Genomic DNA, 24914 nt, shown 5'->3' on the forward strand with positions numbered 1-24914 from the left:
GGTGCGGTATGGGGCTGCGGATTTGGTGTGTGTGTGGGGGCCCCCCCCCCCCCCCCCCCCCCCCCCCCCCCCCCCGACGGCGCCTGACGCCCGTGACCGAGCACGGGCCGACCGCCCCGCCCGGGCCGGCGCCGACCTGCCCGCCCGGGCCGCACGGGCCGACCGCCCCACCCGGGCTGCCTGAGCCGACCGCCCTGCCCGGGCAGCCCCGGCTGCAACGGCTGCGGCCCGGCCACGCGCCCGCCCTGCTCGCCTTCGAGCGGGAGAACCGGGCCTGGTTCGCCGCCTCCGTACCCGACCGGGGTGACGACTTCTTCGCCCGTTTCGACGAGCGGCTGGACGCACTGCTGGCCGAGCAGGAGGCCGGGGTCTGCCACTTCCACGTGCTGACCGGTGCCGGCGGCGAGGTACTCGGCCGGGTCAACCTCGTGGACGTGGAGCACGGCGTCGCCGATCTCGGCTACCGGATCGCCGAGCATGCCGCCGGGCGGGGCCTGGCCACCCGCGCCGTGCGGGAGGTCTGCGCCCTCGCCGCGCGCGACTACGGACTGACCGCGCTGCGGGCCGCCGCCACACTCGAGAACGCCGCCTCACGGGCCGTACTGGCCCGCACCGGGTTCGTCCGCACCGGCGAGACACGGCTCGACGGGCGCCCCGGGCTGACGTTCCGGCGCGAGCTCGGGGACCTCTGCCGTCCCGCGGTACACGCCCCGTAGTACTACGGCATCACTACCCGGACCGCCCCGTCCTCCCGTGGTCGGAACTTCCGCCCATTCGGGGGGTGAAGCCCCAAAACCGCACGTACCGTCGAACGCATGACGCATCTCGACGCGGACGACCGGCCCGGCTCCGCGCTCCCCGTGCACGCCCCGACCCCGGCGACCGGCCTGACGGCAGCCGGGGTCGCCGAACGGGTGGCGCGCGGCCAGGTCAACGACGTGCCCGTGCGCAGCAGCCGGTCCCTCACCGACATCGTCCGCGCCAACGTCCTCACCCGGTTCAACGCGATCATCGGCGTGCTCTGGGTGATCATGCTGGGCGTCGCGCCGATCCAGGACAGCCTGTTCGGCTTCGTGATCCTCGCCAACACCGGCATCGGCATCGTCCAGGAGTGGCGGGCGAAGAAGACCCTCGACTCCCTGGCCCTGATCGGCGAGGCCCGGCCGACCGTGCGCAGGGACGGGACGGCCGCCGAGGTCAGCACGTCGGAGATCGTGCTGGACGACGTCATCGAGATCGGCCCCGGGGACAAGGCCGTCGTCGACGGGGTGTGCGTCGAGGCGGACGGGCTGGAGATCGACGAGTCGCTGCTGACCGGCGAGGCGGACCCGGTCGTCAAGCAGCCGGGGGACCAGGTCATGTCCGGCAGCTTCGTGGTGGCGGGCGGCGGGGCGTTCCAGGCGACCAAGGTCGGGCGCGAGGCGTACGCCGCGCAGCTCGCCGAGGAGGCCTCCCGCTTCACCCTGGTCCAGTCCGAGCTGCGGTCCGGCATCTCCACGATCCTGAAGTACGTCACGTGGATGATGGTCCCGACCGCGATCGGCCTGATCCTCAGCCAGCTGCTCGCCAAGGACGACGAGCTGGACGACTCGATCGCGCGGACCGTCGGCGGCATCGTGCCCATGGTCCCGGAGGGCCTGGTCCTGCTCACCTCCGTCGCCTTCGCGATCGGCGTGATCCGGCTCGGCCGCAAGCAGTGCCTCGTCCAGGAGCTGCCCGCCATCGAGGGCCTGGCCCGCGTCGACACCGTCTGCCTGGACAAGACCGGCACCCTCACCGAGGGCGGCATGGACGTCACCGGGCTGCGCGTCCTCGACGGCGCCGACGAGGAGCACGTCCGCACGGTGCTCGGCGCCCTCGGCGAGTCCGACCCGCGCCCGAACGCCTCCCTCCAGGCCGTCGTCACGGCGTATCCGGCCCCGGACGACTGGCGCTGCACCGAGTCGCTGCCCTTCTCCTCCGCCCGCAAGTACAGCGGCGCCGCCTTCAGCGAGGGCGACGGCGCCTCCAGCACGTGGCTGCTGGGCGCGCCCGACGTGCTGCTGGCGGAGAACGACCCCGCCCTCGCCGAGACCGGGCGGCTCAACGAGCAGGGCCTGCGGGTGCTGCTGCTGGCCCGCGCCCACCGTGACCTGGACGACCCGGGGGTGGCCGAGGGCGTCACGCCCGCCGCCCTGGTCGTCCTGGAACAGCGGCTGCGCCCGGACGCGGCCGACACCCTGCGCTACTTCGCCGACCAGGACGTCAGCGCCAAGGTCATCTCCGGTGACAACGCGGTGTCGGTCGGCGCGGTGGCCGCCAAGCTGGGGCTGTCCGGCACGGTGGTCGACGCGCGCCGGCTGCCCGCCGGGCGGGAGGAGATGGCCGGGGCGCTCGACGACGGCACGGTCTTCGGCCGGGTCACCCCGCAGCAGAAGCGGGACATGGTGGGTGCCCTCCAGTCGCGCGGGCACACGGTCGCGATGACCGGTGACGGCGTGAACGACGTGCTGGCGCTCAAGGACGCCGACATCGGCGTGGCGATGGGCTCGGGCTCGGAGGCCACCCGGGCGGTCGCGCAGATCGTGCTGCTGAACAACAGCTTCGCCACGCTGCCGTCGGTGGTGGCCGAGGGCCGCAGGGTCATCGGCAACATCACCCGGGTCGCGACCCTGTTCCTGGTGAAGACCGTGTACTCGGTGCTGCTGGCGATCCTGGTGGTCTGCTCCCAGGTCGAGTACCCGTTCCTGCCCCGGCACCTGACCCTGCTCTCCACGCTCACGATCGGCGTGCCCGCCTTCTTCCTGGCCCTCGCGCCGAACAAGGAGCGGGCCAGGCCCCACTTCGTACGGCGTGTGATGCGGTACGCGATCCCCGGCGGGGTGCTGGCCGGGGCGGCGACCTTCACGACGTACCTCGTCGCCCGGCAGCACTACTCCGGTCCGGGGGCGCTGGACGCGGAGACGAGCGCGGCGACGCTGACGCTGTTCCTGATCTCCATGTGGGTGCTGGCGATCATCGCCCGCCCGTACACCTGGTGGCGCGTGGGGCTGGTGGCGGCGATGGGCGCGGGCTTCCTGGTGGTGCTGGCGGTGCCGTGGCTCCAGGACTTCTTCGCGCTGAAGCTGGTGGGCGTGACCATGCCGTGGGCGGCGGTCGGCATCGCGGTGGCGGCGGCGGCCGTCCTGGAGTTCGTGTGGAGGTGGGTCGACCGCCGCGTACCGGCCTAGCCGGGCCGGACCGCCGGGCTGCTCCGGCCCGGGGGCCACCACCCTGCCCGGAAACCGTGAACACTTCGGCCCCCACTGTCCTCGTGCCGCTCATCTGAGCGCATCGAGGACGATTCGGCCGTCGCGTACTCACGCCGGCGAGTACGCGGCGAGCGTTGCCGGACGCCTCTCTACGCAGCGCCCTCCTCTTCACCCAGGTCCGGGATCTGGCGTCGTGCTTCCGACAGCCACAGACCTTCGCCGCCGCGCGTCATGGACTCGTCGCCCGTCTCGGCTACGTCCTCAAGGTAGTCCAGCCGGGCCTGGGTCAGGCTCAGCGAGCCGTTGGGCCCGCCTCGGACCATGTGGGCGTCCGCGTCGTCCTGGCCGTCGTCCTCCCAGCCGCACTCCGGACAGATCTCGAAGCCGGCCCGCGCCGCCAGGGTCTGCTGGAAGCAGCAGGGGCAGGCGACAAGGCCGCTCGCAGGGTCGTCCGAGGGGCCGGGGGCCGGATCCACAGAGGTCATGGCCGACATCGTTCCGTTCTCACGGGTGGTCCACAAGAAGCGCCCCGGCTAGTCGAACCAGCGGTCCCGGGCCAGTTCGTCCGTGCGGGACTCGTCCTCCAGCAGGGCGGCGACCTCGAAGCGGCGCGGCCACTGACCGGCCGCCCACGCGAGCCCGGCGGCGACGCCCTCCAGGGTCGCCGCGTGCAGCACGCCGTCGCCCGTCAGCCGCCAGTCGATCTCCACACCGTCGACGACCAGCTCCTCGTGCTCCACGTACGACGCGGGGGTCCGCGCCCCGAGCAGCGCCCGCACCGGCTCCGGTACGCCGTGCTCGGCGCCCTCGGAGTCCACCTCGCCGGTGACGGACTCGCTCAGCCGCCGCACCTGGAACAGTTCCGCCAGCTCGGCGGCCCGGGCCGGCCGTACGGGCAGCAGCGGCACGCCCGACGTGAAGGGCAGCAGGTCCGGCGAGTCCACGACCACGGCGTCGGCGGCGTCCACCACCTCCACCCGGCCGTCGACGACGGCCCGTACCTCGTCCGGCAGGGTGACCTGGTCCGGGTCCAGCTCGGCCAGCGCCCCGTACAGGGCGTGCAGTTGGGCGGCCGTGACCGGACGGTCGGGGTCGGCGAGGCGGTCCAGCAGCTCGGCCGCGCCGCCGGGCTCGGCGAGGAGGGCCGCGACGGACGTCCGTACGCCCAGCGCCCGCAGCACCTGCTCGTCCTCGAAACCGGCGGCGTCGGCCTCGTCGTACAGGCCCCGCAGCAGCGGGTCGCCGCCCGCCGCGCGCAGCCCCGCCGGGCGGCGCCCGCCGAGGACCGGGTGCCCGCGCAGCCACCACGCGGTGTACGGCCGCACGATCTCGTGGGTGCCGTCGGGCAGGAGGACCCGCACGGGCAGGACCAGCGCGTCGCGCAGCGGCGGCTGCGACAGCAGGGCGAGCGCCTGCGGCCACCGGTCGTCGTCCACCAGGTCCAGGTCGCGCACGGCGACGATCTCGGTGGCGACCGGCGGTACGGGGCTGTCCGGGAAGCGGTCGAGGACGTCCTCGCTCCACACGTCCACGGCGTCCAGCAGGCCCGCGTCGTCCGGCTCGGCGAAGTCGCCCTCGCGGGGCTCCAGTTCGTCGGGGTCGAGGACGACGTCGGTGGCGCGGACCAGGGCGAAGGTGACGAGCACGCCGCAGGCGGCCAGGGGCTCCGGCCCCCACTTGCGCGCCAGTTCCGCGTCCACGGTGGCGAGTTCGTCCTCGCGCATGACCTGGGCGAACGGGCCACCGGGGAAGACGAGTTCGCCCGCCGGGGAAAGTTCGCCGTCCTCGTCGGGCAGGGCGAGCGCGCCGAGCCAGGGCTCGTCCCCGGGGTCGAGTCCGGCGTCGCGGACCAGGCCGAGGACGGTGTCGGCCAGTTCGTCGGCGTCGAGGACGTCCTCCTCCCAGTTCGTGCCGCCCTCGTCGTCCAGGGACGCGGCGACGGCGGCCCGGACCTGCGGGGTGGTGAGCACGGCACGCGGGGTGGCCGGCAACGCGCCCAGCTTCTCCAGGAGCCCGTGGGCGGCGTCCGGGTGGGCGACCTTCAGGCCGAGCCGGGTGAGGACCTCCGGGTCGAGGGAGGCGGCGTCCGCGGAGGGCAGCAGCACCTGCCGGGGTCCGATGGTCGTACGGCCGTCCGCGAGGGGCACGGGCAGTCCGGACAGCCGGTCGGGATCGACCCCGGCGAGGCTGTCGTAGAGCCGCCGCCACCAGCCGGGGTCCTTCTCCAGGCCGGCCAGCCGGTCGATCGCGTCGGTCAGCGGCACCCGGGCCACGCCCAGCGTGCGCAGCTCCGCCCGGCGTTCGAGTCCGGCGGGCAGCAGGGTCGGCAGCACCTCGGCGAGGACCCGCACGGTGTCGGTGCCCGCGCCCTCGACGACCTCGGCGTCGCGGGGCCGCAGGGAGACCGGCAGGTCGGGGTCGTCCTCGCGCGGTGCGGCGGGCGGCAGGAAGGCGGTGCGCGGCAGCCGTGCGAGGATCGCCTGCCGCAGCGCGCCGTCCAGCTCGCCCTTGCCCAGCGGGCCGGGTACGAGGTCGATGAGGCCGGCGGCGACGGGGCTCCAGTCGGCGAGCAGCCCCGCGTAGGCGTCCGCCGCCCGCTCCGTCAGGAAGTCGGTCAGCGGGCCGCCGGCCGCGTGCCGGCGGGTGGAGTCCAGCGGGAACGACGCGATGAGCAGCGCGGGCACGCCGAGCGGCTCGTCACTGGGCGTGGGCGCGTGGACGACGGGGGTGGTGCGGGGCCGGGCGGGAGCGCCGTCGGCGTCCACGGGCACCGCCCACGTCACCGACCAGTGGGGGCGCAGCCGCTCCTCCACCGGCCGGTCGGCGAGGAGGTCGGGAGTGAGGGGTCCGTGCGCGGCGGCGGTACGCCAGCGGGTGACGCCCTCGCGGGAGTCCTCCACGACGGTCAGGGCGTCCTCGGTACGGCGGGAGAGCGTGCGCACGTCGTCCGCGACCTCGACCACGACCTCCCGCAGCCCCGGCAGGGCGAGGAGCAGGGCGTCGTCCACGGCGCGCAGGAGGCGCTCGGCGAGGTCGGCGGCGGCCGTGTCGCGCAGCGGCAGGATGACGGCCGTGTCGTACGGGTCGGGGGCGGTGCCCTCGGCGGGGAACGGCAGCCGCAGCAGCGGGACGTGCCCGTCGCGCCGCCGGATCTCGTTCCCCAGGCCGGGACTGTGCCGTGCGGTGTCGGCGGCCAGGTCGCGGGCCTCGGCCAGGGACCAGCGCACACCGCCGTGCCGGCCGACGACGGCGGGCTCGTCGGTGACGGCCAGGACGGCGGCGAAACCGACCCCGAACCGGCCGACCGTGCCCTCGCCGCCCTCCCGCTTGGCGGAGGCGCGCAGCGTGGACAGCGACTCGACACCGGCCGCGTCCAGCGGGGCGCCGGTGTTGGCGGCGACGAGGACACCGTCGCGCAGGGTGAGACGCAGCCGGCCGGGCACGCCGGCCCGTGCGGCGGCGTCGGCGGCGTTCTGCGCGAGCTCGACGACCAGCCGGTCGCGGTAGCCGCCGAGGACGAGGTCCTCCTCCGCGTTGGCGTCCTCACGGAACCGGGCCGGGCTCGTCGCCCAGGCGTCCAGCACCCCGCGCCGCAGACGTGCCGTACCGAACGGATCGGCGCCCTCGGCGGCAGGCCGCACGTACATGCTCACGGTGACTCTCCTCATCGACGGACCACGAAGGTACCGCTCCGACCCGCGTCGGGCAGAACGCCGGCCGCGGCGGCCGGGCCGCCCGACCGGTGAGCACTCGGCCCGTCCGGCGACCGGTGAGCACTCGGCCCGTCCGGCGCCCGGGGAACGAGGCCGTCAGGGCCGGCGGGGGCCGGGGCGCGGCCCCGGGGGCGCGAGCCACGACGCGCCCGCACCACCGTCACCGGCGCGCCCTACGAGTGCCCGAGCTCCGCGGCCGCCTCGTCCTCGGCCACCGGAACCGACCCGGAGTCCGGCGCGGGCCGCAACGGGAACGGGTCGACCCGCGTCTCGTCGATCACCGGCGGAGCCGGCTGCGGCGGCTTCGGCATCACCGCGGCCTCCGAGTGCCCGCCGCACCCGTAGGCCAGCGACACCACCCGGCCGTCCGCCGGGGAGAACTCGTTGGCGCACACCCCGAAGGCCTGCCCCAGCGAGCCGCCGATACGCGCCAGGAAGCCGCAGCTCACGCAGGACGCGGGGGCCGCCTGGGCCATCGCGGTCTTCGGGCCGTAGCCCTCCTCCCAGCGGTCCGCGGCGACGTGCAGGCCGTACCGGGAGAGCACCCGCGTACGGCGCAGGCCCAGCTCCTCGGCGACCGCGGAGATCGTGCCGCGGGCCGGGACGACCGACAGCTCGGCGGGCGGTCCGGCCGTGACCTCGGCGTCCTCGGCCTCCACGAGGTCGGCCATCTCGTGGGAGACGGCGGAGTTCGGCGGCGGCTCGTCCTCGCCGGTCCAGCCCGGCTCCAGCCGCAGGTCCTCCGCGTCGGTGGGCAGCAGGTCGCCGGGGCCCATGTCACCGGGGCGCAGCCGCTCGCTCCACGGCACCCACTCCGGGGCGAGCAGCGCGTCCGGGCCGGGCAGCAGCACCGCCTCGTCCACCGTGACGATCTTGGCGCGGGAGGCGCGGGCCACGGTGACGGCCCAGCGCCAGCCCCGGTACCCGAGCTCCTTGCAGGCGAAGTAGTGCGTGACGACCCGGTCGCCCTCCGACACCAGCCCGGCGTGCTCGCCGACGACGCCGGGTGCGGCGGCCTCCTCGGCTGCCGCGCGGGCGAGGTCGATGGCCTCGGCGCACAGACGGTCAGGGGTGCGGCTTCGCGTTGTCGCTGCGCTCACAGGTATCGCTTCTCTCCATACGCCGTCTCACGAGTGCGCCGCTGCCTGCGAGGGGCGGACGGAGCGGACCTGTGGACCGCGTCGACGTCCGCGCCCGATCGCGCTCGGGCACACCTACGTCATCCATTCTGCGGGATGCCCGTAAGGCGCGCGGCCGAGAACGTTCGCCACGGCGCGCTAGGCACGCTACCTGCTCAGGTGCGCTGGGCCTACACCGACGGGAGTTTCGGCGGGGTACGAACCCGGCGTTCCCCGGTGGTGTCACCCGACTCGTTCACCGCCATCCGTGCCGTACAGACGCTATAGCCCCCGCTCTCGGGGCACTATGACGGGGTGGCAGCCGCACGGACGGAGTTCAAGGGCGGGAGCCGGGGGCGCGGCCCCGGCTCCCGGTTCCGAGCGCTCGGCCGCGCGCTGCGACTGCCGGTGACCAAGACGGTGCGCGGCATCCGCCGGGCGACGCACGCGCACGGTGCCGGCGAGTCCGGTCTCGGCAAGCTGATCGAGCTGCACGGGGTGAACGGCGCCGGCGACGTCATGATCACCGTCGCGCTCGCCTCCACCGTCTTCTTCTCCGTCCCCACCGACGAGGCGCGCGGCCGGGTCGCGCTCTACCTCGCCATCACCATGGCCCCGTTCACGCTTCTCGCGCCGGTGATCGGTCCGCTCCTGGACCGCCTGCCGCACGGCCGGCGCGCGGCGATGGCGGCGGCGATGGGCGCCCGGGCGCTGCTCGCGCTGGTGCTGTCCGGGGCGGTCGTCAGCGGCAGCATCGGGCTGTACCCGGCCGCGCTCGGCGTGCTGGTCGCCTCGAAGGCGTACGGCGTGGTCAGAAGCGCGGTGGTGCCCCGGCTGCTGCCGCCGCGTTTCTCCCTGGTGAAGGCGAACTCGCGGGTCACGCTGTGCGGGCTGCTCGCCACCGGGGCCGCCGCGCCGATCGCGGCGGGGCTCCAGCAGATCGGGCCGCGCTGGCCCCTGTACGGCGCCTTCGTGATCTTCGTCGTGGGCACCGTCCTGTCGTTCACGCTGCCGCCGAAGGTGGACTCGGCGCGCGGTGAGGACCGGGCGCTGCTCGCGGCCGACGAGCACCATCTGCACGGACCGCTGCACGGTCCGCTGCGCGGGCCGGACAAGCGCCCCGGGCTGCGCACGGTCGGCCCGGCGGTGACGCACGCGCTGGCCGCCAACGCCGGCATCCGCTGCCTGACCGGATTCCTGATCTTCTTCCTGGCCTTCCTGCTGCGCGTGCATCCGCTGTCCGGGCAGAGCGCGGCCGTGTCGCTGGGGATCGTGGGCGTCGCGGCCGGTGCGGGCAACGCGCTGGGCACCGCGGTCGGGGCCTGGCTGCGGTCACGGGCGCCGGAGATGATCATCGTGACGGTGGTCGCGGTCGTGCTGGGCACGGCGGTCACGGCCGCGGTGTTCTTCAGCACCGTCCTGGTGGCGTGTCTGGCCGCGGTCGCGGGGTTCGCGCAGGCACTGGCCAAGCTGTCCCTGGACGCGCTGATCCAGCGGGACGTGCCCGAACAGGTCCGCACCTCGGCGTTCGCGCGCTCGGAGACGCTGCTCCAGGTCTCCTGGGTGCTCGGCGGGGCGGTCGGCATCGTCCTGCCGCTGAACGGCACGCTGGGCCTGTCGGTGGCCGCCGCGATCGTCGCCGCCGGCTGGCTGACGACCGTACGGGGCCTGATCGACTCGGCCCGGCGCGGGGGACCGGCACGCCCGCGGGTGGCGTGAACGCGGGCAGCGTGAACGCGGGCGGCGGGACCACGGGTGTCACCACGGGCGGCGGGACCGGATGAGGCGACCGCGAGTGGCGCGACCACAGGCGGCGCGACCCGCAGGTGGCATGACCGCAGGCAGCGCCACCACGGGCAGCGCGCCCCGGGCGGCGCCACCACGGATGAGGCGACCACCGGGCGGCGCGACCCAGACGGCGCCACCACGGATGAGGCGACCACGGGCGGCGCGACCCGCGGGCGGCGTGACCCAGGCGCCGCCACCACGGGCGGCGCGGCCGGGTGGCGCGGCCGTGGGTGAGGCGACCGCGAGGTGGGCGACCGTGGGTGGCGTGATCACGCCACGCCGTACCCAGGTGGGGGGCGGACCGGGGGCGCCATATAGCCTTCGCCCATGACCACGTTGCAATCCGCTGTGCGACGCCGCCGCGCCGTCGCCGCCGCCGGCGCCGTATCCGCCGGACTGCTCCTGCTGTCCGCCTGTGACCAGCCGACGCCCATGGCCACGGTCACGGTCGGCAGTGACTCGGTCAGCTCCGAGGCCACCTGCGGTGGCGAGGACAAGGTCCTGGAGACCGCCGAGATCCAGAAGTGCCTGCAGGACGACGACGTCGAGTCCATCGCCGTCGACCCCGACGAGACCGTGCGCTTCGGCGTCGACCCGGACCTCGCGGACAAGCGCTGGACGATCCTGATGAACGGTCAGCAGCTGGTCGACGACACGGACAACACCTACCGCACGGTGCCGGGCAGCGTGTTCTTCAACGCCCAGTACGGTGCCCAGGGCGACTCGACGCTGGTCACCATCAAGGCCGGCGACGGCAAGGACGACAGCGAGGCGGCCACCGGTCTGTGGTCCTTCAAGCTGAAGAAGGACGACTGACCACGTCCCCCGTGCGCGTCCTCGTGGCCACCGCGGTCCCCGTCGAACGGGACGCGGTGGCCCGGGCGTTCCCCCGGCCGGGCACGGAGGTGCCGCTGCCCGGGGCGCGGCTCCACCGGCTCCCGGGCGGCCCGGACCTGCTGGCCGCCGGTGTCGGCCCCGCCCTCGCCGCCGCCTCCACCGCCGCCGCCCTGACCGCGGCGACCCTCGACGGCGCCCCGTACGGCCTGGTCGTCTCGGCCGGCATCGGCGGCGGCTTCGCCCCGGACGCGCCCGTCGGCTCGCTCGTCGTCGCCGACGAGATCACCGCGGCCGACCTGGGCGCCGAGACGGCCGACGGTTTCCTGCCGGTCACCGACCTCGGTTTCGGCGCCGTCACCCACCACCCGCCCGCCGGGCTCGTCCGCGCGGTCGCCGCCGCGACCGGGGCCCGCCCCGGCACCGTCCTGACCGGCTCCACCGTCACCGGCACCGCCGGACGCGCCGCGCTGCTGCGCGCCCGCCACCCGCGCGCGCTGGCCGAGGCCATGGAGGGCTTCGGCGTCGCCGAGGCCGCCACCGCGCACGGGGTGCCCGTGCTGGAGCTGCGCGCGGTCTCCAACCCGGTCGGCCCGCGCGACCGCGCCGCCTGGCGCGTCGGCGACGCGCTCACGGCCCTGACGGACGCCTTCGGGAAGCTCGCACCCGTCCTCACGAGTTGGAACCCACATGACGACTGAGCCCTCGCAGACCGAGCCCCTGCGGATCGCGTACTCCCCCTGCCCCAACGACACCTTCGTCTTCGACGCCCTGGCCCACGGCCGTGTCCCCGGCGCCCCCGCCCTCGACGTGACGTTCGCGGACATCGACATCACCAACGGCATGGCCGAGCGCGGCGAGTTCGACGTGCTGAAGGTGTCGTACGCCGTACTGCCGTACGTCCTCGGCGAGTACGCCCTGCTCCCCTGCGGCGGCGCGCTGGGCCGGGGCTGCGGGCCGCTGGTGCTGACCCGGGAGGCCGACGCCGACCTGCGCGGGCGCACCGTCGCGGTGCCGAGCGAGACCTCGACGGCCTACCTGCTGTTCCGCCTCTGGGCCGCGGACACCGTGCCCGGCGGGGTCGGCGAGATCGTCGTCATGCCGTTCCACGAGATCATGCCGGCCGTGCGCGACGGGAAGGTCGACGCGGGGCTCGTGATCCACGAGGCGCGCTTCACGTACCAGAACTACGGGCTGCACAAGCTCGCCGACATGGGCGAGCACTGGGAGCGGACCACCGGGCTGCCGATCCCGCTCGGCGCGATCATCGCCAAGCGGTCGCTGGGCGCCGAGACGCTGACCCGCCTCGCCGACTCGGTCGTCGCGTCCGTACGCGCGGCCTGGGACGACCCGGAGGTGTCCCGGCCGTACGTCATGGAGCACGCCCAGGAGATGGACCCGGCCGTCGCCGACCAGCACATCGGGCTGTACGTCAACGAGTTCACGGCCGGGCTCGGCGAGGACGGCTACGCGGCGGTCCGTGGCCTGCTGACCCGCGCGGCGGCCGAGGGACTGGTACCGGCCCTCGGCCCGGACGCGCTGGCTTTTCCGTAGCGGGTGAGGCGCGGGGTCAGACGTCCAGCTGGTCGGCGACCGCGCGGAGCAGGCCGGCGATCTTCTTGCCGGCGGCCTTCTCGGGGTAGCGGCCCCGCTCCAGCATCGGGGTGATGTTCTCCAGGAGGGTGGTCAGGTCCTGGACGATGGAGGCCAGTTCGTCCGGCTTCTTGCGCTGCGCGGCCGCCACCGACGGGGCCGGCTCCAGCAGGGTCAGGGACAGGGCCTGGTCACCGCGCTGCCCGGCGACGACGCCGAACTCCACGCGCTGGCCCGGCTTCAGCGCCTCGACTCCGGCGGGAAGGACCGAGGAATGGACGAAGACGTCACCGCCGTCGTCGCGGGAGAGAAAGCCGAAGCCCTTCTCGCTGTTGAACCACTTGACCTTGCCGGTAGGCACGTCTGTCCTCGTCCTCGTACTCGTCGGAAAACTGCTCGGAAACGGCTCTTGATAGCACTTGGGCGGGTCGTCCGGACCCGCCGGTACCAAGGCTAATGGTCTTCAGGCCGGTGACAAGACGTCCCCCGGTCGTTCTCCAGGCCTGGGAACTACCCTGGTCGGGTGCGTGACAAAACCCAAACGAATTCCGCCGCGCCCGGTGACCGACTGATCCGCGCCGGTGCGATCGTCTTCTTCATCGGTACCGTGGCCACTCTGGTCACGGTGGCCCCGCTGTTCCTGGGGACGACGCCCTTTCCCACCTACATGTTCGTTCTGAGCATGCTGATGGGAGTGGGCTTCCTGATCGCCGGTGCGGGGGTGTTCCAGTCGATCGCGGCGGGCCGGCGTCAGGCCCGCGCCGCGTCGAGCCCCTCGGCGTCGCCGTCGCCCTCACCGTCGCGGTAGGCCGCGAGCCACTCCGGGAACTCCGTCAGGTCGCCGAGGACGACGTCGGCGCCGGCCGCGCGCAGCTCCCCGGCGCTGCACGGCCCGCTGGCCACCGCCACCGCGAGGGCACCGGCGGCGCGGGCGCCGCGTACGTCGCCGAGGTGGTCGCCGACGTACACGTCCGCGCCGTGCTCGCGCAGCGCCACGGCCTTCTGCTCGGCCCACAGGTCGCCGATCACCGCGTCCGGCCCGATGCCGAGGTGCGCCAGGTGCAGCTTGGCGTTCGGCTCGTACTTGGCGGTGACGACGATCGCCCGTCCGCCGGCCTCGCGCACGGCGTCGACGGCCTCCCGGGCGCCGGGCAGCGCGGGCGTGGCGGCGACGGCGTACGCCGGGTACATCTCCCGGTAGAGGTCGGCGGTGGCGGCGATCTCCTCGGCCGGGAACCAGTGGGCCAGCTCCTCCTCCAGCGGCGGGCCGAGGCGCGTGACGGCCAGGTCGGCGTCGACGAACGTCCCCGTCCGCTCGGTCAGCGCCAGGTAGCAGGCGCGGATGCCGGGGCGCGAGTCGATCAGCGTCATGTCGAGGTCGAAGCCGACGGTGGGCGCGGGACGGGTCGTGGAGGCCATGGCCCCCATTGTGCCGGGAGGGCCGACGGACCCGGCCGGGGCGGGTCGGATCCCGGTCGGGCGTCGGGCCGGTCGGGCGTCGGGCCGGTCGGGCGTCGGACCCGGTCGGGCATCGGACCCGGTCGGGCGTCGGGCCAGTCGGGCGTCGGACCCGGTCGGGGCGGGGCGGGCCCGGTCGGGCGTCGGGCCCGGTCAGGCGTCGGACCCGGTCGGGGCGGGGCGGGCCCGGTCGGGGCGGGGCGGGCCCGGTCGGGCGTCGGGCCCGGTCAGGCGTCGGACCCGGTCGGGGCGGGGCGGGCCCGGTCGGGCGCCGGGCCCGGTCAGGCGTCGGACCCGGTCGGGCGTCGGACCCGGTCGGGGCGGGGCGGGCCCGGTCGGGCGCCGGGCCCGGTCAGGCGCCGGCCCGGTCAAACGCCGGACCCGGTCGGGGCGGGTCGGGGCGGGTCGGGCCCGGTCAGGCACCTGTCCTCGGCCGGGGCGGGTCAGACCCGGGGGCCGCGGGAGCGCCGGAGGAGGTACAGGGCCGTGGCGACGGCGGCGGCGCGCAGGACCCAGGGCCAGGTGTCGGCGATGGCGTCGCTCATGTGGCCCTCGGCGACCGGGTCGCCCCAGCGGCCCTCCGTACGGCCCCACAGCCAGACGACGCCGGCGGCGGCGACCGTGCCGGGCAGGCCCAGTACCGCCCACTTCACCTGGGCCGGGGTCAGGCGGCGGGAGAGGTAGACGATCCCCCAGCCGAGGCCCATCGGGATGAGGCTGCCGACGACCGCGCCGGCGACCAGCAGGACGGCGGCGAGCAGCAGCAGCGGGTTGTTCCAGCCGCCCTCGGGCCACAGCCGGGGCAGGCGGCGGCGCGGTGCCCCGCCCGCCTTCCCGGCGACCGGCTCCGCGGCCTCCTCCACCGCCTCGGCTTCCGTCTTCCCGGCCGTCCCGTTGCTCTTCGCCGGCCCGCCCGTCTCGTCCTCGTTCCTCGGCGGGGGCCTGAGCAGCTCCGGGATCTCCACACCGCCGACGAAACCCGGCACGCTGTCGCCGCCGCCCCCGAACGGGCCGTTGTCCGTCCGCCACCAGTCCGGCCGCGTGGCGCTGCCGTCCCCCAGCTCGTGCGCGCCCGCCCGGTGCGGCGGGAGGGCGGCCGGCGCGGGCTCGGACTCGGACTCGGGCGTGGCGGGGCGAGGGCGGGGGCGGGGGCGCGGTACGGCACGCCGCAGCCCCTTGAGCCGCTCCGCCATCCGCGGCTCGCCCTCCGGCTTCCGTGTCCCGCCGTCCGCCTTCCGCGGCCCGCCGTCCTCCTTCCGCGGCTCACCCTCCGGCTGCGCGGGCACGGAGGCGGACCGCGGCACCGACGGCCGCGGGGCACCACCGGCACCGGTCACACCGCTGGCGCCGCCCACACCGTCCGCCGCGTCGACGATGTCGTCCGGACTGCCGAGCCGGTCCAGGATGCGGCGCACGGCGGCGGGGCTGTCCACGGTGGTCCTGGCCCGGTGCCGGTCGATCTCGTTGCGCAGCTCGGAGACCAGCCGCATGCGCGTGGCCGACGGCAGCTGCCGTTGCTGGGCCACGTCGCCGACGCGGCTCAGATACTCGTAGACGACCTGGTCGCTCTCGATCCCCACGGAGCCCTCCGGGGCGGTGTGTTGTGGTACGCCGTCGGACGAAGGTACCGAATCCCCCCGGGCGCGGCGGACGCGCACCGCACCGCCGCACACGCACCCCGCCGTCACACCCACCCGCTAACGTGGGCCGGATGAGCACCGAGGAGAAGTCCGCGGCCCCCCGGTCCCTCGCGGAGGCGCTCCGCGCCAGGGACGACGTCTCGCTGGCCGCCCTCCTGCGCAGCCGTCCCGACCTCATCACCCCCGTGCCCACGGACCTCACGCAGCTCGCCACCCGCGCCGGCACCCGCGCGTCGGTCGTACGGGCGCTGGAGCGGCTGGACCGGTTCGCGCTGCAGACGGCGGAGGCGCTGGCCGTGGCGGCGGACCCGGCGTCCTACGCCGAGCTGCTCCGTCTGATGGCCGGAGACGAGGGCGATCCGGCGGTCGCCGCGGCCCTCCCCCGTGCCCTCGCCGTACTGCGCGAACAGGCCCTGGTGTGGGGGGCCGACGACCGGCTGCGGCTGGTGCGCACCGCACGCGAGCTGCTCGCGCCGTCCCCGCAGCACCCCTCCCCGACGGGGCTCGGCCCCACCGTGCGGGAGGCCACGGCGGGGATGTCACCGGGCCGGATCCAGGAGGTCCTCGCCACCGTCGGCCTGCCCTCGACCCACGACTCCGTGTCCGCTGTGTCCGCGCTCGGCGCCCTGTTCGCCGACCGGCCGCGGATGGCGGTGCTCCTCGCCGGCCTGCCCGAGGAGTCCCGGGAGGTGCTGGACCGGCTGGTGTGGGGCCCGCCCTACGGCCAGGTCACCCACGATCCCGCGCCGCACCTGCGCCGGCTGCTGGAGCGCGGCCTGCTGCTGCCGACCGCGCCGGGCACGGTCGTCCTGCCCCGCGAGGTCGCCCTGCACCTGCGCGGGGGCCGGGCGCACCGCACGCCCGAGCCGGTGCCGCCGCCGGTGGAAGCCGCCGCCGCGCACCGTCCACAGGTGGTGGACGCCACCGCCGCCGGGCAGGCCCTGGCGGCGCTGGCGACCGTCGAGGAGCTGCTCAAGGAGTGGGACGAGGGCGGTCCGGCGGTGCTGCGGGCCGGCGGGCTGAGCGTGCGCGACCTGAAGCGGACGGCAGTCGCCCTGGACGTGCCCGAACCGGTCGCCGCGTTCTGGGTCGAACTGGCCTACGCGGCCGGACTCATCGCCTCCGACGGAGAGGCCGACGAGCGGTACGCGGTGACCCCGGCGTACGACGAGTGGCGGGAGCTGCCCCCCGCGGAACGCTGGGCGCGGCTCGCCGGGACATGGCTGACCTCCACCCGCACGCCGGGTGTGGTCGGGGGGCGGGACGCGAAGGACCGTACGCTCTCGGCGCTGGGCCCCAACCTGGACCGTTCGGCGGCGCCGGAGGTACGGCACCGGGTGCTGGCCCTGCTGGCGGGGCTGCCCGAGGGTGCCTCGCCCACCGAGGAGTCGGTGCTGGCCCGGCTGCGCTGGGAGCGCCCGCTGCGCGGCCCGCGACGGGACGGGCGGGACGGCCAGGACGACGACCTGCGCACCCGGCTGGCCCGCTGGACGCTGTCCGAGGCCGAGCTGCTGGGCGTCACCGGGCGCGGCGCGCTGGCGGCGCCGGGACGGGCGCTGACTGGGGCGCCCGAGCCGTCCCGCCCGGCGCAGGTACCCGAGGCACCCGGGACGCCCGAGCCGCCCCAGGGCCCCGGCGACCGGCTCCCCGTCCACCACCGCACGCCGTCCACGCCCGCTCCCCGGCCCCCCGCCGAGCAGGCCACCGCCACCGCGAGGGCCGCCCGGCTTCTCGCGCCGCTGCTGCCCGAACCGCTGGACCACGTGCTGCTCCAGGCCGACCTGACGGCGGTGGCGCCGGGGCCCCTGGAGCCCGAGCTGGCCGGCCTGCTGGGGATGCTCGCGGACGTGGAGTCCAAGGGCGGGGCGACCGTCTACCGGTTCACGCCGGGTTCGGTGCGCCGCGCACTGGACTCCGGGCAGACGGCCGCGGACCTGCACGCGTTCCTCGCCCGGCACTCCCGTACGCCGGTGCCGCAGCCGCTCACCTACCTGATCGACGACGTGGCCCGGCGGCACGGACGGCTGCGGGTGGGCGCGGCCTCGGCGTACGTGCGCTGCGACGACGACGCGACGCTGGACGAGATCCTCGCCGACAAGCGGGCCGCCGGCCTCGGCCTGCGCCGCCTCGCGCCGACCGTGCTGGCCGCGCAGGCCGACCCGGCGGCGCTGTTGGAGGGGCTGCGCGCGATGGGGTTCGCGCCGGCCGCCGAGTCCGCCGCGGGCGACGTGCTGATCGCCCGCGCCGACGCCCACCGCACGCCGCCGCGGACGGCACCGGAACCGGTCCCGGACGGTCCGCCGGTCCCCGACGACACGCTCCTGGCGGCGGCGATCCGCGCCGTCCGGGCCGGCGACCTGGCCGCCACGGCCCCGCGCAAGCCGGGCCCCGGTAGCGGGACGGGCCCCGGTAGCGGGACGGGCTCCGGAGGCGGGGCGGGTTCCGGCGGGGCGGGCGACACCCCGGCCGCGGGCGGCGAGCTGCCCCGTACCGCCGCCGCCGAGACCCTCGCCACCGTGCAGGCGGCGGTCATGACCGGCGAGGCGCTGTGGATCGGCTACGTGAACGCCGAGGGCGCCGCCAGCCAGCGCGTCATCGCCCCGATCCGGGTCGAGGGCGGTTTCGTGACGGCGTACGACCACACGGCGGACGAGGTGCGCACCTATCCGCTGCACCGGATCACCGGCGTGGCCGAACTCGCCGACGACGCCACGTGACGCGACGGGTGGCGTCGCCTGCGGTGACATGACCCCCCGGGTTTTACGCGCGCCCGGCCGTGATTCCGCTCGGATGCGCACTTTCGGGCGTACGCGGTGACTCATGCACGCCACGCCGGGTGATTCGCACCTGAGAGGGAGCTTTTTTCATATTCCGCATCGGTTCGCGGACGGTCGGGCAGCCACCGGGTGCCCTGCAAACCAACCGAAAGGGAGAACCCGATGCGTACCGCTGTTCGCCGCGTCGCCACCGTCCTGACCTCCACCGCCGCCCTCGTCGCGGCGTTCGCCGCCGAGGCCGCCGCGGTCGGCATCGACCTCGGCGGAGGCCTGACCCTCTGACCGTCCTCTGATCCCTCGCTGATCCCCCCGATCAGCGTCCCCGTCGGCGGGCCGGGTCCCCAGCCCCCCTGGGCCCGGCCCGCCTCCGCCCGCTCCGGGCTCCCCCCATCGCCCCCTCCCCCCATCGCCTCCTCCCCTGATCACGGCCTCCACCCCTGATCACGGCCCCCTGATCCACAGCCCCTCTCTTCTGATCCACGGGCCCTCCTCTCCTGATCCACGGGCCCTCCTCTCCTGATCCACGGGCCCTCCTCTCCTGGTCCACGGGCCCTCCTCTCCTGATCACTCCCCCTGAAAGGCCGGACACCCCCATGCGTTCCGAGCTTCCCGATCACGACCGCTCCGCCACCCGCTCCGCCGCCCGCAACGCCGTCGCCGTCTCCGTCGCCGCCCTGATCACCGCCGCGGCGCTGTTCGGCGCGCTCGCTCCCAAGGCCGCCGCGCTGCCGCTGCCCCTGCCCCCGCCGGTCAGCGGCGTCCAGTCCCTGGTCACGGAGGGGATCGCCCTGGAGGGCCCGCTGATCAACAACCTCACTCTCCGGTAGCCCGGCTGCCCGGGCGGCCCGATCAGGCACACTGGACGTTTGGCCGATCCGTCCAGTCGCTGTCGGCCGTACGCGCGCGAAAGGGTGCCGCCCGTGAATGGTCCGCTGATCGTCCAGTCCGACAAGACCCTGCTCCTCGAGGTCGACCACGAGCAGGCCGGCGCCTGCCGCCGGGCCATCGCGCCGTTCGCCGAGCTGGAGCGGGCGCCGGAGCACATCCACACCTACCGGGTGACCCCGCTCGGCCTGTGGAACGCGCGGGCCGCGGGCCACGACGCCGAGCAGGTCGTGGACGCGCTCGTCGAGTACAGCCGCTACCCGGTGCCGCACGCGCTGCTCGTCGACATCGCCGAGACGATGGACCGCTACGGCCGCCTCACCCTCTCCAAGCACCCGGCGCACGGTCTGGTCCTGACGACCACCGACCGGCCGGTGCTGGAGGAGGTGCTGAAGTCGAAGCGGATCGCGCCGCTGGTCGGCAACCGCATCGACCCCGACACGGTGGCCGTGCACCCCTCCGAGCGCGGGCAGATCAAGCAGACGCTGCTGAAGCTGGGCTGGCCCGCCGAGGACCTCGCCGGGTACGTCGACGGCGAGGCGCACCCCATCGAGCTGGCCGAGGACGGCTGGGCGCTGAGGCCCTACCAGAAGCAGGCGGTGGAGAACTTCTGGCACGGCGGCAGCGGTGTCGTCGTGCTCCCCTGCGGCGCCGGGAAGACGCTGGTCGGGGCGGGTTCGATGGCGCAGGCCAAGTCGACGACCCTGATCCTCGTGACGAACACCGTCTCCGCCCGGCAGTGGAAGCACGAGCTGGTGAAGCGGACCTCCCTCACGGAGGACGAGATCGGCGAGTACAGCGGGACGAAGAAGGAGATCCGTCCCGTCACCATCGCCACGTACCAGGTGCTGACGACGAAGCGGAAGGGTGTCTACCCGCACCTGGAGCTGTTCGACTCCCGGGACTGGGGGCTGGTCGTCTACGACGAGGTGCACCTGCTGCCGGCGCCGGTCTTCAAGTTCACCGCCGACCTCCAGGCGCGGCGGCGGCTCGGACTGACCGCGACCCTGGTCCGCGAGGACGGCCGCGAGTCGGACGTGTTCTCCCTCATCGGGCCGAAGCGTTTCGACGCCCCGTGGAAGGAGATCGAGGCGCAGGGCTACATCGCGCCCGCCGACTGTGTGGAGGTCCGGGTCAACCTCACCGACTCCGAGCGCCTCGCGTACGCCACCGCCGAGACGGAGGAGAAGTACCGCTTCTGCGCGACGACCGCGACGAAGCGGAAGGTGACCGAGGCGATCGTGCGGCGCTTCGCCGGGCAGCAGATCCTCGTCATCGGCCAGTACATCGACCAGCTCGACGAACTGGGCGAGCACCTGGGCGCGCCGGTCATCAAGGGCGAGACGTCCAACGCCCAGCGGGAGAAGCTCTTCGAGTCCTTCCGCCAGGGCGAGATCAGCGTCCTCGTCGTGTCGAAGGTCGCGAACTTCTCCATCGACCTGCCGGAGGCGACCGTCGCCATCCAGGTGTCGGGCACGTTCGGGTCCCGGCAGGAGGAGGCCCAGCGGCTCGGCCGGGTCCTGCGCCCCAAGGCCGACGGCCACCAGGCGCACTTCTACTCGGTCGTCGCCCGCGACACCCTCGACCAGGACTTCGCCGCCCACCGCCAGCGCTTCCTGGCGGAGCAGGGTTACGCGTACCGGATCGTGGACGCGGACGAGTTGCTGACGGAGAGCTGAGCGGACACCCCCGGCCGGGTCAGGCCCGGCCCCGGGGAAAACGGTCGGGCCCCGGGGAGGGACGGTCAGGTTCCGGGGAGGGACGGTCAGACCCCGGGAGGGACGGTCAGACCCCGGGGAGGGACGGTCAGACCCCGGGGAGGGACGGTCAGGCCCCGGGGAGGGTGAACACCAGGATCAGGACGAACACCGGCGGCAGCAGCGACAGCGCGGCCATCCAGATCCGCAGGGCGGACCAGCGCCGGGTCCAGGGCAGCGCCCAGGAGGTGACCCAGGCTCCGTGGGTGAGGAAGGCGCCGAAGAACAGGGTCCCGTAGATCAGCGTCAGCGAGGTCGTCAGCGCCCGCGAGCAGTCGGTGCCGCAGCTGTCGGTCGCCATGACCGACAGCAGGCCGAGGAACGCGGCCGCCGGTACCAGAACCGTCAGGAGCACGGTGGCGACGGTCGGCGCGATCCACGCCGTGCGGTCCCGCTGCTCCCGTGGGTCCCGCCAGGCGGCCGGGTACGGCGGCCATGCCGTGGGGTGCTGTGGGTTCATGCGGCCAGTCAAGCCGCGCGGGCGTGCCCCGCGCACCGGCGTGCGTACTCAGACCGGCACGCGTGCGTACTCAGTCCGCGCGACGGCGGACGCGGCGTCACCGGCGAGCGACGCGGACGCCACCGGCGAGCAGCGCGGCGTCACCGGCGGCGGACGCCGGCCTCCTCGCCGTACTCGCCGAGGACGACCACGTCGAAGGCGGCGCCCGCGAACACCCTGACGGCGCGCAGGGCGTCACCGAGCCGGTGCCGGTGGCTGCCGGCCACGGGCGTGGCACCGGACGCGCGGCCGGGAGCCGGAAGGGGGGAGATGGTTGCTGCGCTCATGTCTCCATGGTGCGACCGCGGCCCCCGTACCGGCATCGGTCTGCGGGGCCAACCCACACCCCCGCTCCGTACTCCTCCGGACGGACGCCGCCCCCTCAGGTGGGAGGGCCCCGACCCCTAGGGGACGTAAAACCATTTGGCCCGCGCGGCCCCCGCTCCCTAGAATCTCCGCTCTTGCCCGCCTCCCCACGGGAGTGCCGCCGTCCGGACGGAAACCGGTCGGCCCACCGCGCGCAGCCCGCGCCCACCGCACCGCAGGTCACCCGGAGGCACCCCCTTGTCCACGCCCGACCACGACGACCCTCTGTCCAAAGAGCGCTCCCACCTCGCCGCGTCCCGTTCCGCCCTGCGTGCCATGCGCGAGGACGTCGAGTCCCTGGACATCACCGACGTCACCGCGAACTGGGTCAACGCCGCCGTGCTGGAGAGCCAGATCGAGGAGCGCATCAAGGCGCTCGCCGACCTGAGCGGGACCCCGCTGTTCTTCGGCCGGCTCGACTACCTGCACGCCCCGGGGGCGGAGCAGGCGGAGGGCGGGGAGGGGGAGCGCCCGCGGCCGGAGGCCGCTTATCGGACACTGCACGTCGGGCGCCGGCACGTGCACGACGCGGACGGCGACCCGATGGTGATCGACTGGCGGGCGCCCGTGTCGCAGCCTTTCTACCAGGCGTCGAAGAAGAACCCGATGGACGTCGCCCTGCGCCGCCGCTTCGGCTACACCGGCGGCGAGCTCACGGCGTACGAGGACGAGCACCTGTCCGACCCCGACGAGGCCGCGACCACCAGCAAGCTGCTCCAGCAGGAGATCGAGCGGCCCCGCGTCGGCCCGATGCGGGACATCGTGGCGACCATCCAGCCCGAGCAGGACGAGATCGTGCGCGCCGGGCTGGCCGGATCGGTCTGCGTGCAGGGCGGCCCCGGCACCGGGAAGACCGCCGTCGGCCTGCACCGGGTCGCCTACCTCCTCTACGCCCACCGCGAGCGCCTCGCCCGCACCGGCACCCTCGTCATCGGGCCGAACAAGTCCTTCCTGCACTACATCGAGCAGGTGCTCCCGGCCCTGGGTGAACTGACGGTCCGGCAGGCCACCGTCGACGACCTGGTGGCGCACGTCGAGGTGCGCGGCACGGACGAGGCGGCGACAGCGGTGGTCAAGGGCGACGCGCGGATGGCGGAGGTGCTGCGCAGGGCCCTCTACTCGCACGTCACCCTGCCCACCGAGGGCGTCGTCGTGGTGCGCGGCTCGCGCCGCTGGCGGGTGGCGGCGTACGAGCTGGAGGAGATCGTCCGCGAGCTGCTCGCCCGCGACATCCGCTACGGCGCCGCCCGCGAGGCCCTCCCGCAGCGCATCGCGCACGCCGTGCTGGTGCAGATGGAGCGGGCGGGCGAGGCGCCGGACGACCGGGTGCAGAACGCGGTGGCGCGCGACGCCGCCGTGAAGGCGGTGGTGAAGACCGTCTGGCCGCAGGTCGAGCCCGCGAAGCTCGTGCTGCGGCTCCTGACGGACGCGGACTTCCTCGCCGAGCACTCCGAGGGCGTCCTCACCGAGGAGGAGCGGAAGGCGGTGCTGTGGGCGAAGCCGGCCCGCTCCGTGAGGTCCGCCAAGTGGTCGCCCGCCGACGCCGTGCTGATCGACGAGGCCACCGACCTGATCGAGCGCACCCACTCCCTCGGGCACGTGGTCCTCGACGAGGCGCAGGACCTCTCCCCGATGCAGTACCGCGCGGTGGGCCGGCGCTGCACCACCGGTTCGGCGACCGTGCTGGGCGACCTGGCGCAGGGCACCACGCCGTGGGCGACCCGGAGCTGGGGCGAGGCGCTGGCGCACCTGGGCAAGGGCGAGGCCGTGGTCGAGGAGCTGACCGCCGGTTTCCGCGTGCCGACGGACGTCATCGCGTACGCCTCCCGGCTGCTGCCGCACATCGCGCCGGGCCTGACGCCGGTGGCGTCGATCCGTGAGAACCCGGGCTTCTTCGACATCCGGGCGACCGCGGACGGGAAGGCGGACGGGACGGCCGAGGCGACCGCGGACGGGATCACGGACGGAAAGACGGACGGGACGGCGGAGGCGACCGCGGACGGGACGGCGGACGGGATCGCGGACGTGCTATCCGCCTGCCGTGAGCTGCTGGAACGCGAGGGCTCGGTCGGCCTGATCGCCGCCGACGCGCGGGTGCCGCGGCTGGCGGAGGCTCTCGAGGCGGCGGGGATCGGCTTCGTCGGGCCGGGCGAGGAGACGACCCACGCCACCCGCCTGACCCTGGTGCCGGCCTCACTGGCCAAGGGCCTGGAGTACGACTACGTGGTCCTGGACGAGCCGCAGGCCGTGCTCGACGGCGAACCGGACGAGCGGACGGGGCTGCGACGGCTGTACGTGGCGCTGACCCGGGCGGTGTCGGGGCTGATCGTGACGCACGGGGCGGGGCTGCCGCCGCAGCTGGCCTGACCGCGGGCGGTCGCGCCTCCCCGCGTGCGAACGGCCCGGGAGGCGCCCCGTTCGCGCCGGGGCGGCGCCGGCCCGCCCCCACGAGCGGCACCGCGGGCAGCCGCTCACCCCGCAAGCGGCACCGCGGGCAGCCGCTCACCCCGCAAGCGGCACCGCGGGCAGCCGCTCGACGGCGCTCAGCGCCCGAGTACCTCGCGCCACTCCGCGACCGCCTGTGCCGACACCGGCCCGTCCCACCCGGAGGGCCTCGCCGCCCCGCCGATGTGGAAGCCGTCGATTCCGGCGTCCAGCAGCCCCGGCACGTGGTCCAGCCGCAGGCCGCCCCCGACCAGCAGCTGCTGCTCGTACCCCGGCTCCCCGCGCCGCCGGGCCTCGGCGAGCAGTACGGTCAGCCCGTCGTCCACCCCGCCGGCCGCCCCGGCCGTCAGATAGGTGTCCAGGCCCGGGAAGTCCGCGAGCTGTTTGCGCAGGGCGTCCCGGTTCGCGGCGCGGTCGATCGCGCGGTGGAACGTCCACCGGCACCCCTCCAGCACCCCGGCGACCCGCTCCACCGCACCGAGGTCCACGTCGTCGTCCGCGTCGAGGAACCCCAGCACGAACTGCGTGGCCCCGGCCTCCCGCATCTCCCCGGCGACCCGTGCCAGCCGCTCGACGTCCCCGGCGGCGAACCCGTCCGCGAGCCGCAGCATCACCCGTACGTCGATGTCGACGGCGGCGCGGATCGCGGCGACGGTCGCGGTCGACGGGGTGAGTCCGTCGGCCGCCATGTCGGTGACCAGTTCGAGGCGATCCGCGCCTCCGGCCTGGGCGGCGACCGCGTCCTCGACGTCGAGGGCGATCACCTCCAGGACTGCACGCTTGCTCATGGGACCCCATTCGTCGGCCTGCT

At 75.0% G+C, this 24914-nt stretch carries 20 protein-coding genes; 11 read left to right on the forward strand and 9 right to left on the reverse strand.

The features are described 5' to 3' along the window. The first annotated feature begins 194 nt into the window (after window positions 1-194). Window positions 195-716, forward strand: coding sequence for a GNAT family N-acetyltransferase (locus ACZ7G3_RS21420; protein WP_470927701.1), 522 nt, complete (start codon window positions 195-197; stop codon window positions 714-716). Window positions 717-815: 99 nt separating this feature from the next. Beyond that, entirely contained in the window at window positions 816-3209 is a 2394-nt protein-coding gene (locus ACZ7G3_RS21425) for an HAD-IC family P-type ATPase (RefSeq protein ID WP_470927551.1), read from the forward strand. A 170-nt stretch (window positions 3210-3379) separates the two neighbouring features. Here ACZ7G3_RS21425 and ACZ7G3_RS21430 read toward each other — a convergent pair whose 3' ends face one another. The 3 genes from ACZ7G3_RS21430 to ACZ7G3_RS21440 all read right to left on the reverse strand — a co-directional run bounded on the left by ACZ7G3_RS21430 (window position 3380) and on the right by ACZ7G3_RS21440 (window position 8043). Beyond that, entirely contained in the window at window positions 3380-3715 is a 336-nt protein-coding gene (locus ACZ7G3_RS21430; RefSeq protein ID WP_470927553.1) for a CPCC family cysteine-rich protein, read from the reverse strand. Between the two features lie 48 nt (window positions 3716-3763). Further along, window positions 3764-6883, reverse strand: a complete 3120-nt coding sequence (locus ACZ7G3_RS21435) for a sacsin N-terminal ATP-binding-like domain-containing protein (protein WP_470927555.1) — start codon at window positions 6881-6883, stop codon at window positions 3764-3766. 233 nt (window positions 6884-7116) lie between these two features. Then, window positions 7117-8043, reverse strand: coding sequence for a DUF3027 domain-containing protein (locus ACZ7G3_RS21440; protein WP_426596791.1), 927 nt, complete (start codon window positions 8041-8043; stop codon window positions 7117-7119). 333 nt (window positions 8044-8376) lie between these two features. On the opposite strand from ACZ7G3_RS21440, the gene ACZ7G3_RS21445 reads away from it, so the two are divergent. The 4 genes from ACZ7G3_RS21445 (at window position 8377) to ACZ7G3_RS21460 (ending at window position 12237) form a co-directional block, all read left to right on the forward strand. Further along, window positions 8377-9780: an MFS transporter gene (locus ACZ7G3_RS21445; RefSeq protein ID WP_470927557.1), complete on the forward strand. Its 1404-nt coding sequence runs from the start codon at window positions 8377-8379 to the stop codon at window positions 9778-9780. Between the two features lie 396 nt (window positions 9781-10176). After that, entirely contained in the window at window positions 10177-10665 is a 489-nt protein-coding gene (locus ACZ7G3_RS21450) for a DUF2771 domain-containing protein (protein ID WP_426596793.1), read from the forward strand. A gap of 11 nt (window positions 10666-10676) precedes the next feature. Beyond that, complete coding sequence (locus ACZ7G3_RS21455; RefSeq protein WP_470927559.1) at window positions 10677-11384, forward strand: futalosine hydrolase; 708 nt, start codon at window positions 10677-10679, stop codon at window positions 11382-11384. Then, complete coding sequence (locus ACZ7G3_RS21460) at window positions 11374-12237, forward strand: 1,4-dihydroxy-6-naphthoate synthase (RefSeq protein ID WP_426596795.1); 864 nt, start codon at window positions 11374-11376, stop codon at window positions 12235-12237. Before ACZ7G3_RS21455 ends, ACZ7G3_RS21460 begins: the two co-directional genes overlap by 11 nt. 16 nt (window positions 12238-12253) lie before the next feature. Here ACZ7G3_RS21460 and ACZ7G3_RS21465 read toward each other — a convergent pair whose 3' ends face one another. Beyond that, complete coding sequence (locus ACZ7G3_RS21465; RefSeq protein ID WP_426596796.1) at window positions 12254-12637, reverse strand: cold-shock protein; 384 nt, start codon at window positions 12635-12637, stop codon at window positions 12254-12256. A gap of 162 nt (window positions 12638-12799) precedes the next feature. On the opposite strand from ACZ7G3_RS21465, the gene ACZ7G3_RS21470 reads away from it, so the two are divergent. Then, window positions 12800-13084, forward strand: a complete 285-nt coding sequence (locus ACZ7G3_RS21470; protein ID WP_426596797.1) for a hypothetical protein — start codon at window positions 12800-12802, stop codon at window positions 13082-13084. Here ACZ7G3_RS21470 and ACZ7G3_RS21475 read toward each other — a convergent pair. Then, window positions 13027-13695: an HAD family hydrolase gene (locus ACZ7G3_RS21475; protein WP_470927561.1), complete on the reverse strand. Its 669-nt coding sequence runs from the start codon at window positions 13693-13695 to the stop codon at window positions 13027-13029. The genes ACZ7G3_RS21470 and ACZ7G3_RS21475 overlap by 58 nt on opposite strands. Window positions 13696-14177: 482 nt before the next feature. Next, window positions 14178-15314, reverse strand: a complete 1137-nt coding sequence (locus ACZ7G3_RS21480; protein WP_470927563.1) for a hypothetical protein — start codon at window positions 15312-15314, stop codon at window positions 14178-14180. A 131-nt stretch (window positions 15315-15445) separates the two neighbouring features. On the opposite strand from ACZ7G3_RS21480, the gene ACZ7G3_RS21485 reads away from it, so the two are divergent. The 3 genes from ACZ7G3_RS21485 (at window position 15446) to ACZ7G3_RS21495 (ending at window position 20715) form a co-directional block, all read left to right on the forward strand. Beyond that, window positions 15446-18091, forward strand: coding sequence for a helicase C-terminal domain-containing protein (locus ACZ7G3_RS21485; RefSeq protein ID WP_470927565.1), 2646 nt, complete (start codon window positions 15446-15448; stop codon window positions 18089-18091). Between the two features lie 653 nt (window positions 18092-18744). Next, on the forward strand, window positions 18745-18978 hold the full coding sequence (locus tag ACZ7G3_RS21490) for a hypothetical protein (RefSeq protein ID WP_426596801.1): 234 nt from the start codon (window positions 18745-18747) through the stop codon (window positions 18976-18978). Between the two features lie 93 nt (window positions 18979-19071). Then, window positions 19072-20715 carry a DNA repair helicase XPB gene (locus tag ACZ7G3_RS21495; RefSeq protein ID WP_470927567.1) on the forward strand — a complete coding sequence of 548 codons (1644 nt, stop codon included), beginning with the start codon at window positions 19072-19074 and terminating at the stop codon, window positions 20713-20715. A gap of 148 nt (window positions 20716-20863) precedes the next feature. Here ACZ7G3_RS21495 and ACZ7G3_RS21500 read toward each other — a convergent pair whose 3' ends face one another. Together ACZ7G3_RS21500 and ACZ7G3_RS21505 are read right to left on the reverse strand one after the other, a co-directional pair. Further along, entirely contained in the window at window positions 20864-21253 is a 390-nt protein-coding gene (locus ACZ7G3_RS21500; protein WP_470927569.1) for a hypothetical protein, read from the reverse strand. A gap of 140 nt (window positions 21254-21393) precedes the next feature. Beyond that, window positions 21394-21579: a hypothetical protein gene (locus ACZ7G3_RS21505; protein ID WP_426520540.1), complete on the reverse strand. Its 186-nt coding sequence runs from the start codon at window positions 21577-21579 to the stop codon at window positions 21394-21396. A gap of 277 nt (window positions 21580-21856) precedes the next feature. Between ACZ7G3_RS21505 and ACZ7G3_RS21510 the strand changes: the two genes are divergently transcribed. Then, window positions 21857-24025, forward strand: a complete 2169-nt coding sequence (locus ACZ7G3_RS21510; protein ID WP_470927571.1) for a HelD family protein — start codon at window positions 21857-21859, stop codon at window positions 24023-24025. A 176-nt stretch (window positions 24026-24201) separates the two neighbouring features. On the opposite strand, the gene ACZ7G3_RS21515 is transcribed toward ACZ7G3_RS21510, so the two are convergent. After that, the gene (locus ACZ7G3_RS21515; RefSeq protein ID WP_470927573.1) at window positions 24202-24891 is read right to left on the reverse strand and encodes a copper homeostasis protein CutC; all 690 of its coding nucleotides are present in this window, start codon (window positions 24889-24891) and stop codon (window positions 24202-24204) included. Window positions 24892-24914 lie beyond the last annotated feature (23 nt).

It is taken from the genome of Streptomyces sp. NPDC037271 (assembly GCF_055603605.1).

Coding starts and splice junctions, on each gene's coding strand:
- ACZ7G3_RS21425 (WP_470927551.1), top strand. CDS start 816: ATGACGCATCTCGACGCGGACGACCGGCCCGGCTCCGCGCTCCCCGTG.
- ACZ7G3_RS21430 (WP_470927553.1), bottom strand. CDS start 3,715: ATGACCTCTGTGGATCCGGCCCCCGGCCCCTCGGACGACCCTGCGAGC.
- ACZ7G3_RS21450 (WP_426596793.1), top strand. CDS start 10,177: ATGACCACGTTGCAATCCGCTGTGCGACGCCGCCGCGCCGTCGCCGCC.
- ACZ7G3_RS21460 (WP_426596795.1), top strand. CDS start 11,374: ATGACGACTGAGCCCTCGCAGACCGAGCCCCTGCGGATCGCGTACTCC.
- ACZ7G3_RS21475 (WP_470927561.1), bottom strand. CDS start 13,695: ATGGCCTCCACGACCCGTCCCGCGCCCACCGTCGGCTTCGACCTCGAC.
- ACZ7G3_RS21485 (WP_470927565.1), top strand. CDS start 15,446: ATGAGCACCGAGGAGAAGTCCGCGGCCCCCCGGTCCCTCGCGGAGGCG.
- ACZ7G3_RS21490 (WP_426596801.1), top strand. CDS start 18,745: ATGCGTTCCGAGCTTCCCGATCACGACCGCTCCGCCACCCGCTCCGCC.
- ACZ7G3_RS21500 (WP_470927569.1), bottom strand. CDS start 21,253: ATGAACCCACAGCACCCCACGGCATGGCCGCCGTACCCGGCCGCCTGG.
- ACZ7G3_RS21505 (WP_426520540.1), bottom strand. CDS start 21,579: ATGAGCGCAGCAACCATCTCCCCCCTTCCGGCTCCCGGCCGCGCGTCC.
- ACZ7G3_RS21515 (WP_470927573.1), bottom strand. CDS start 24,891: ATGAGCAAGCGTGCAGTCCTGGAGGTGATCGCCCTCGACGTCGAGGAC.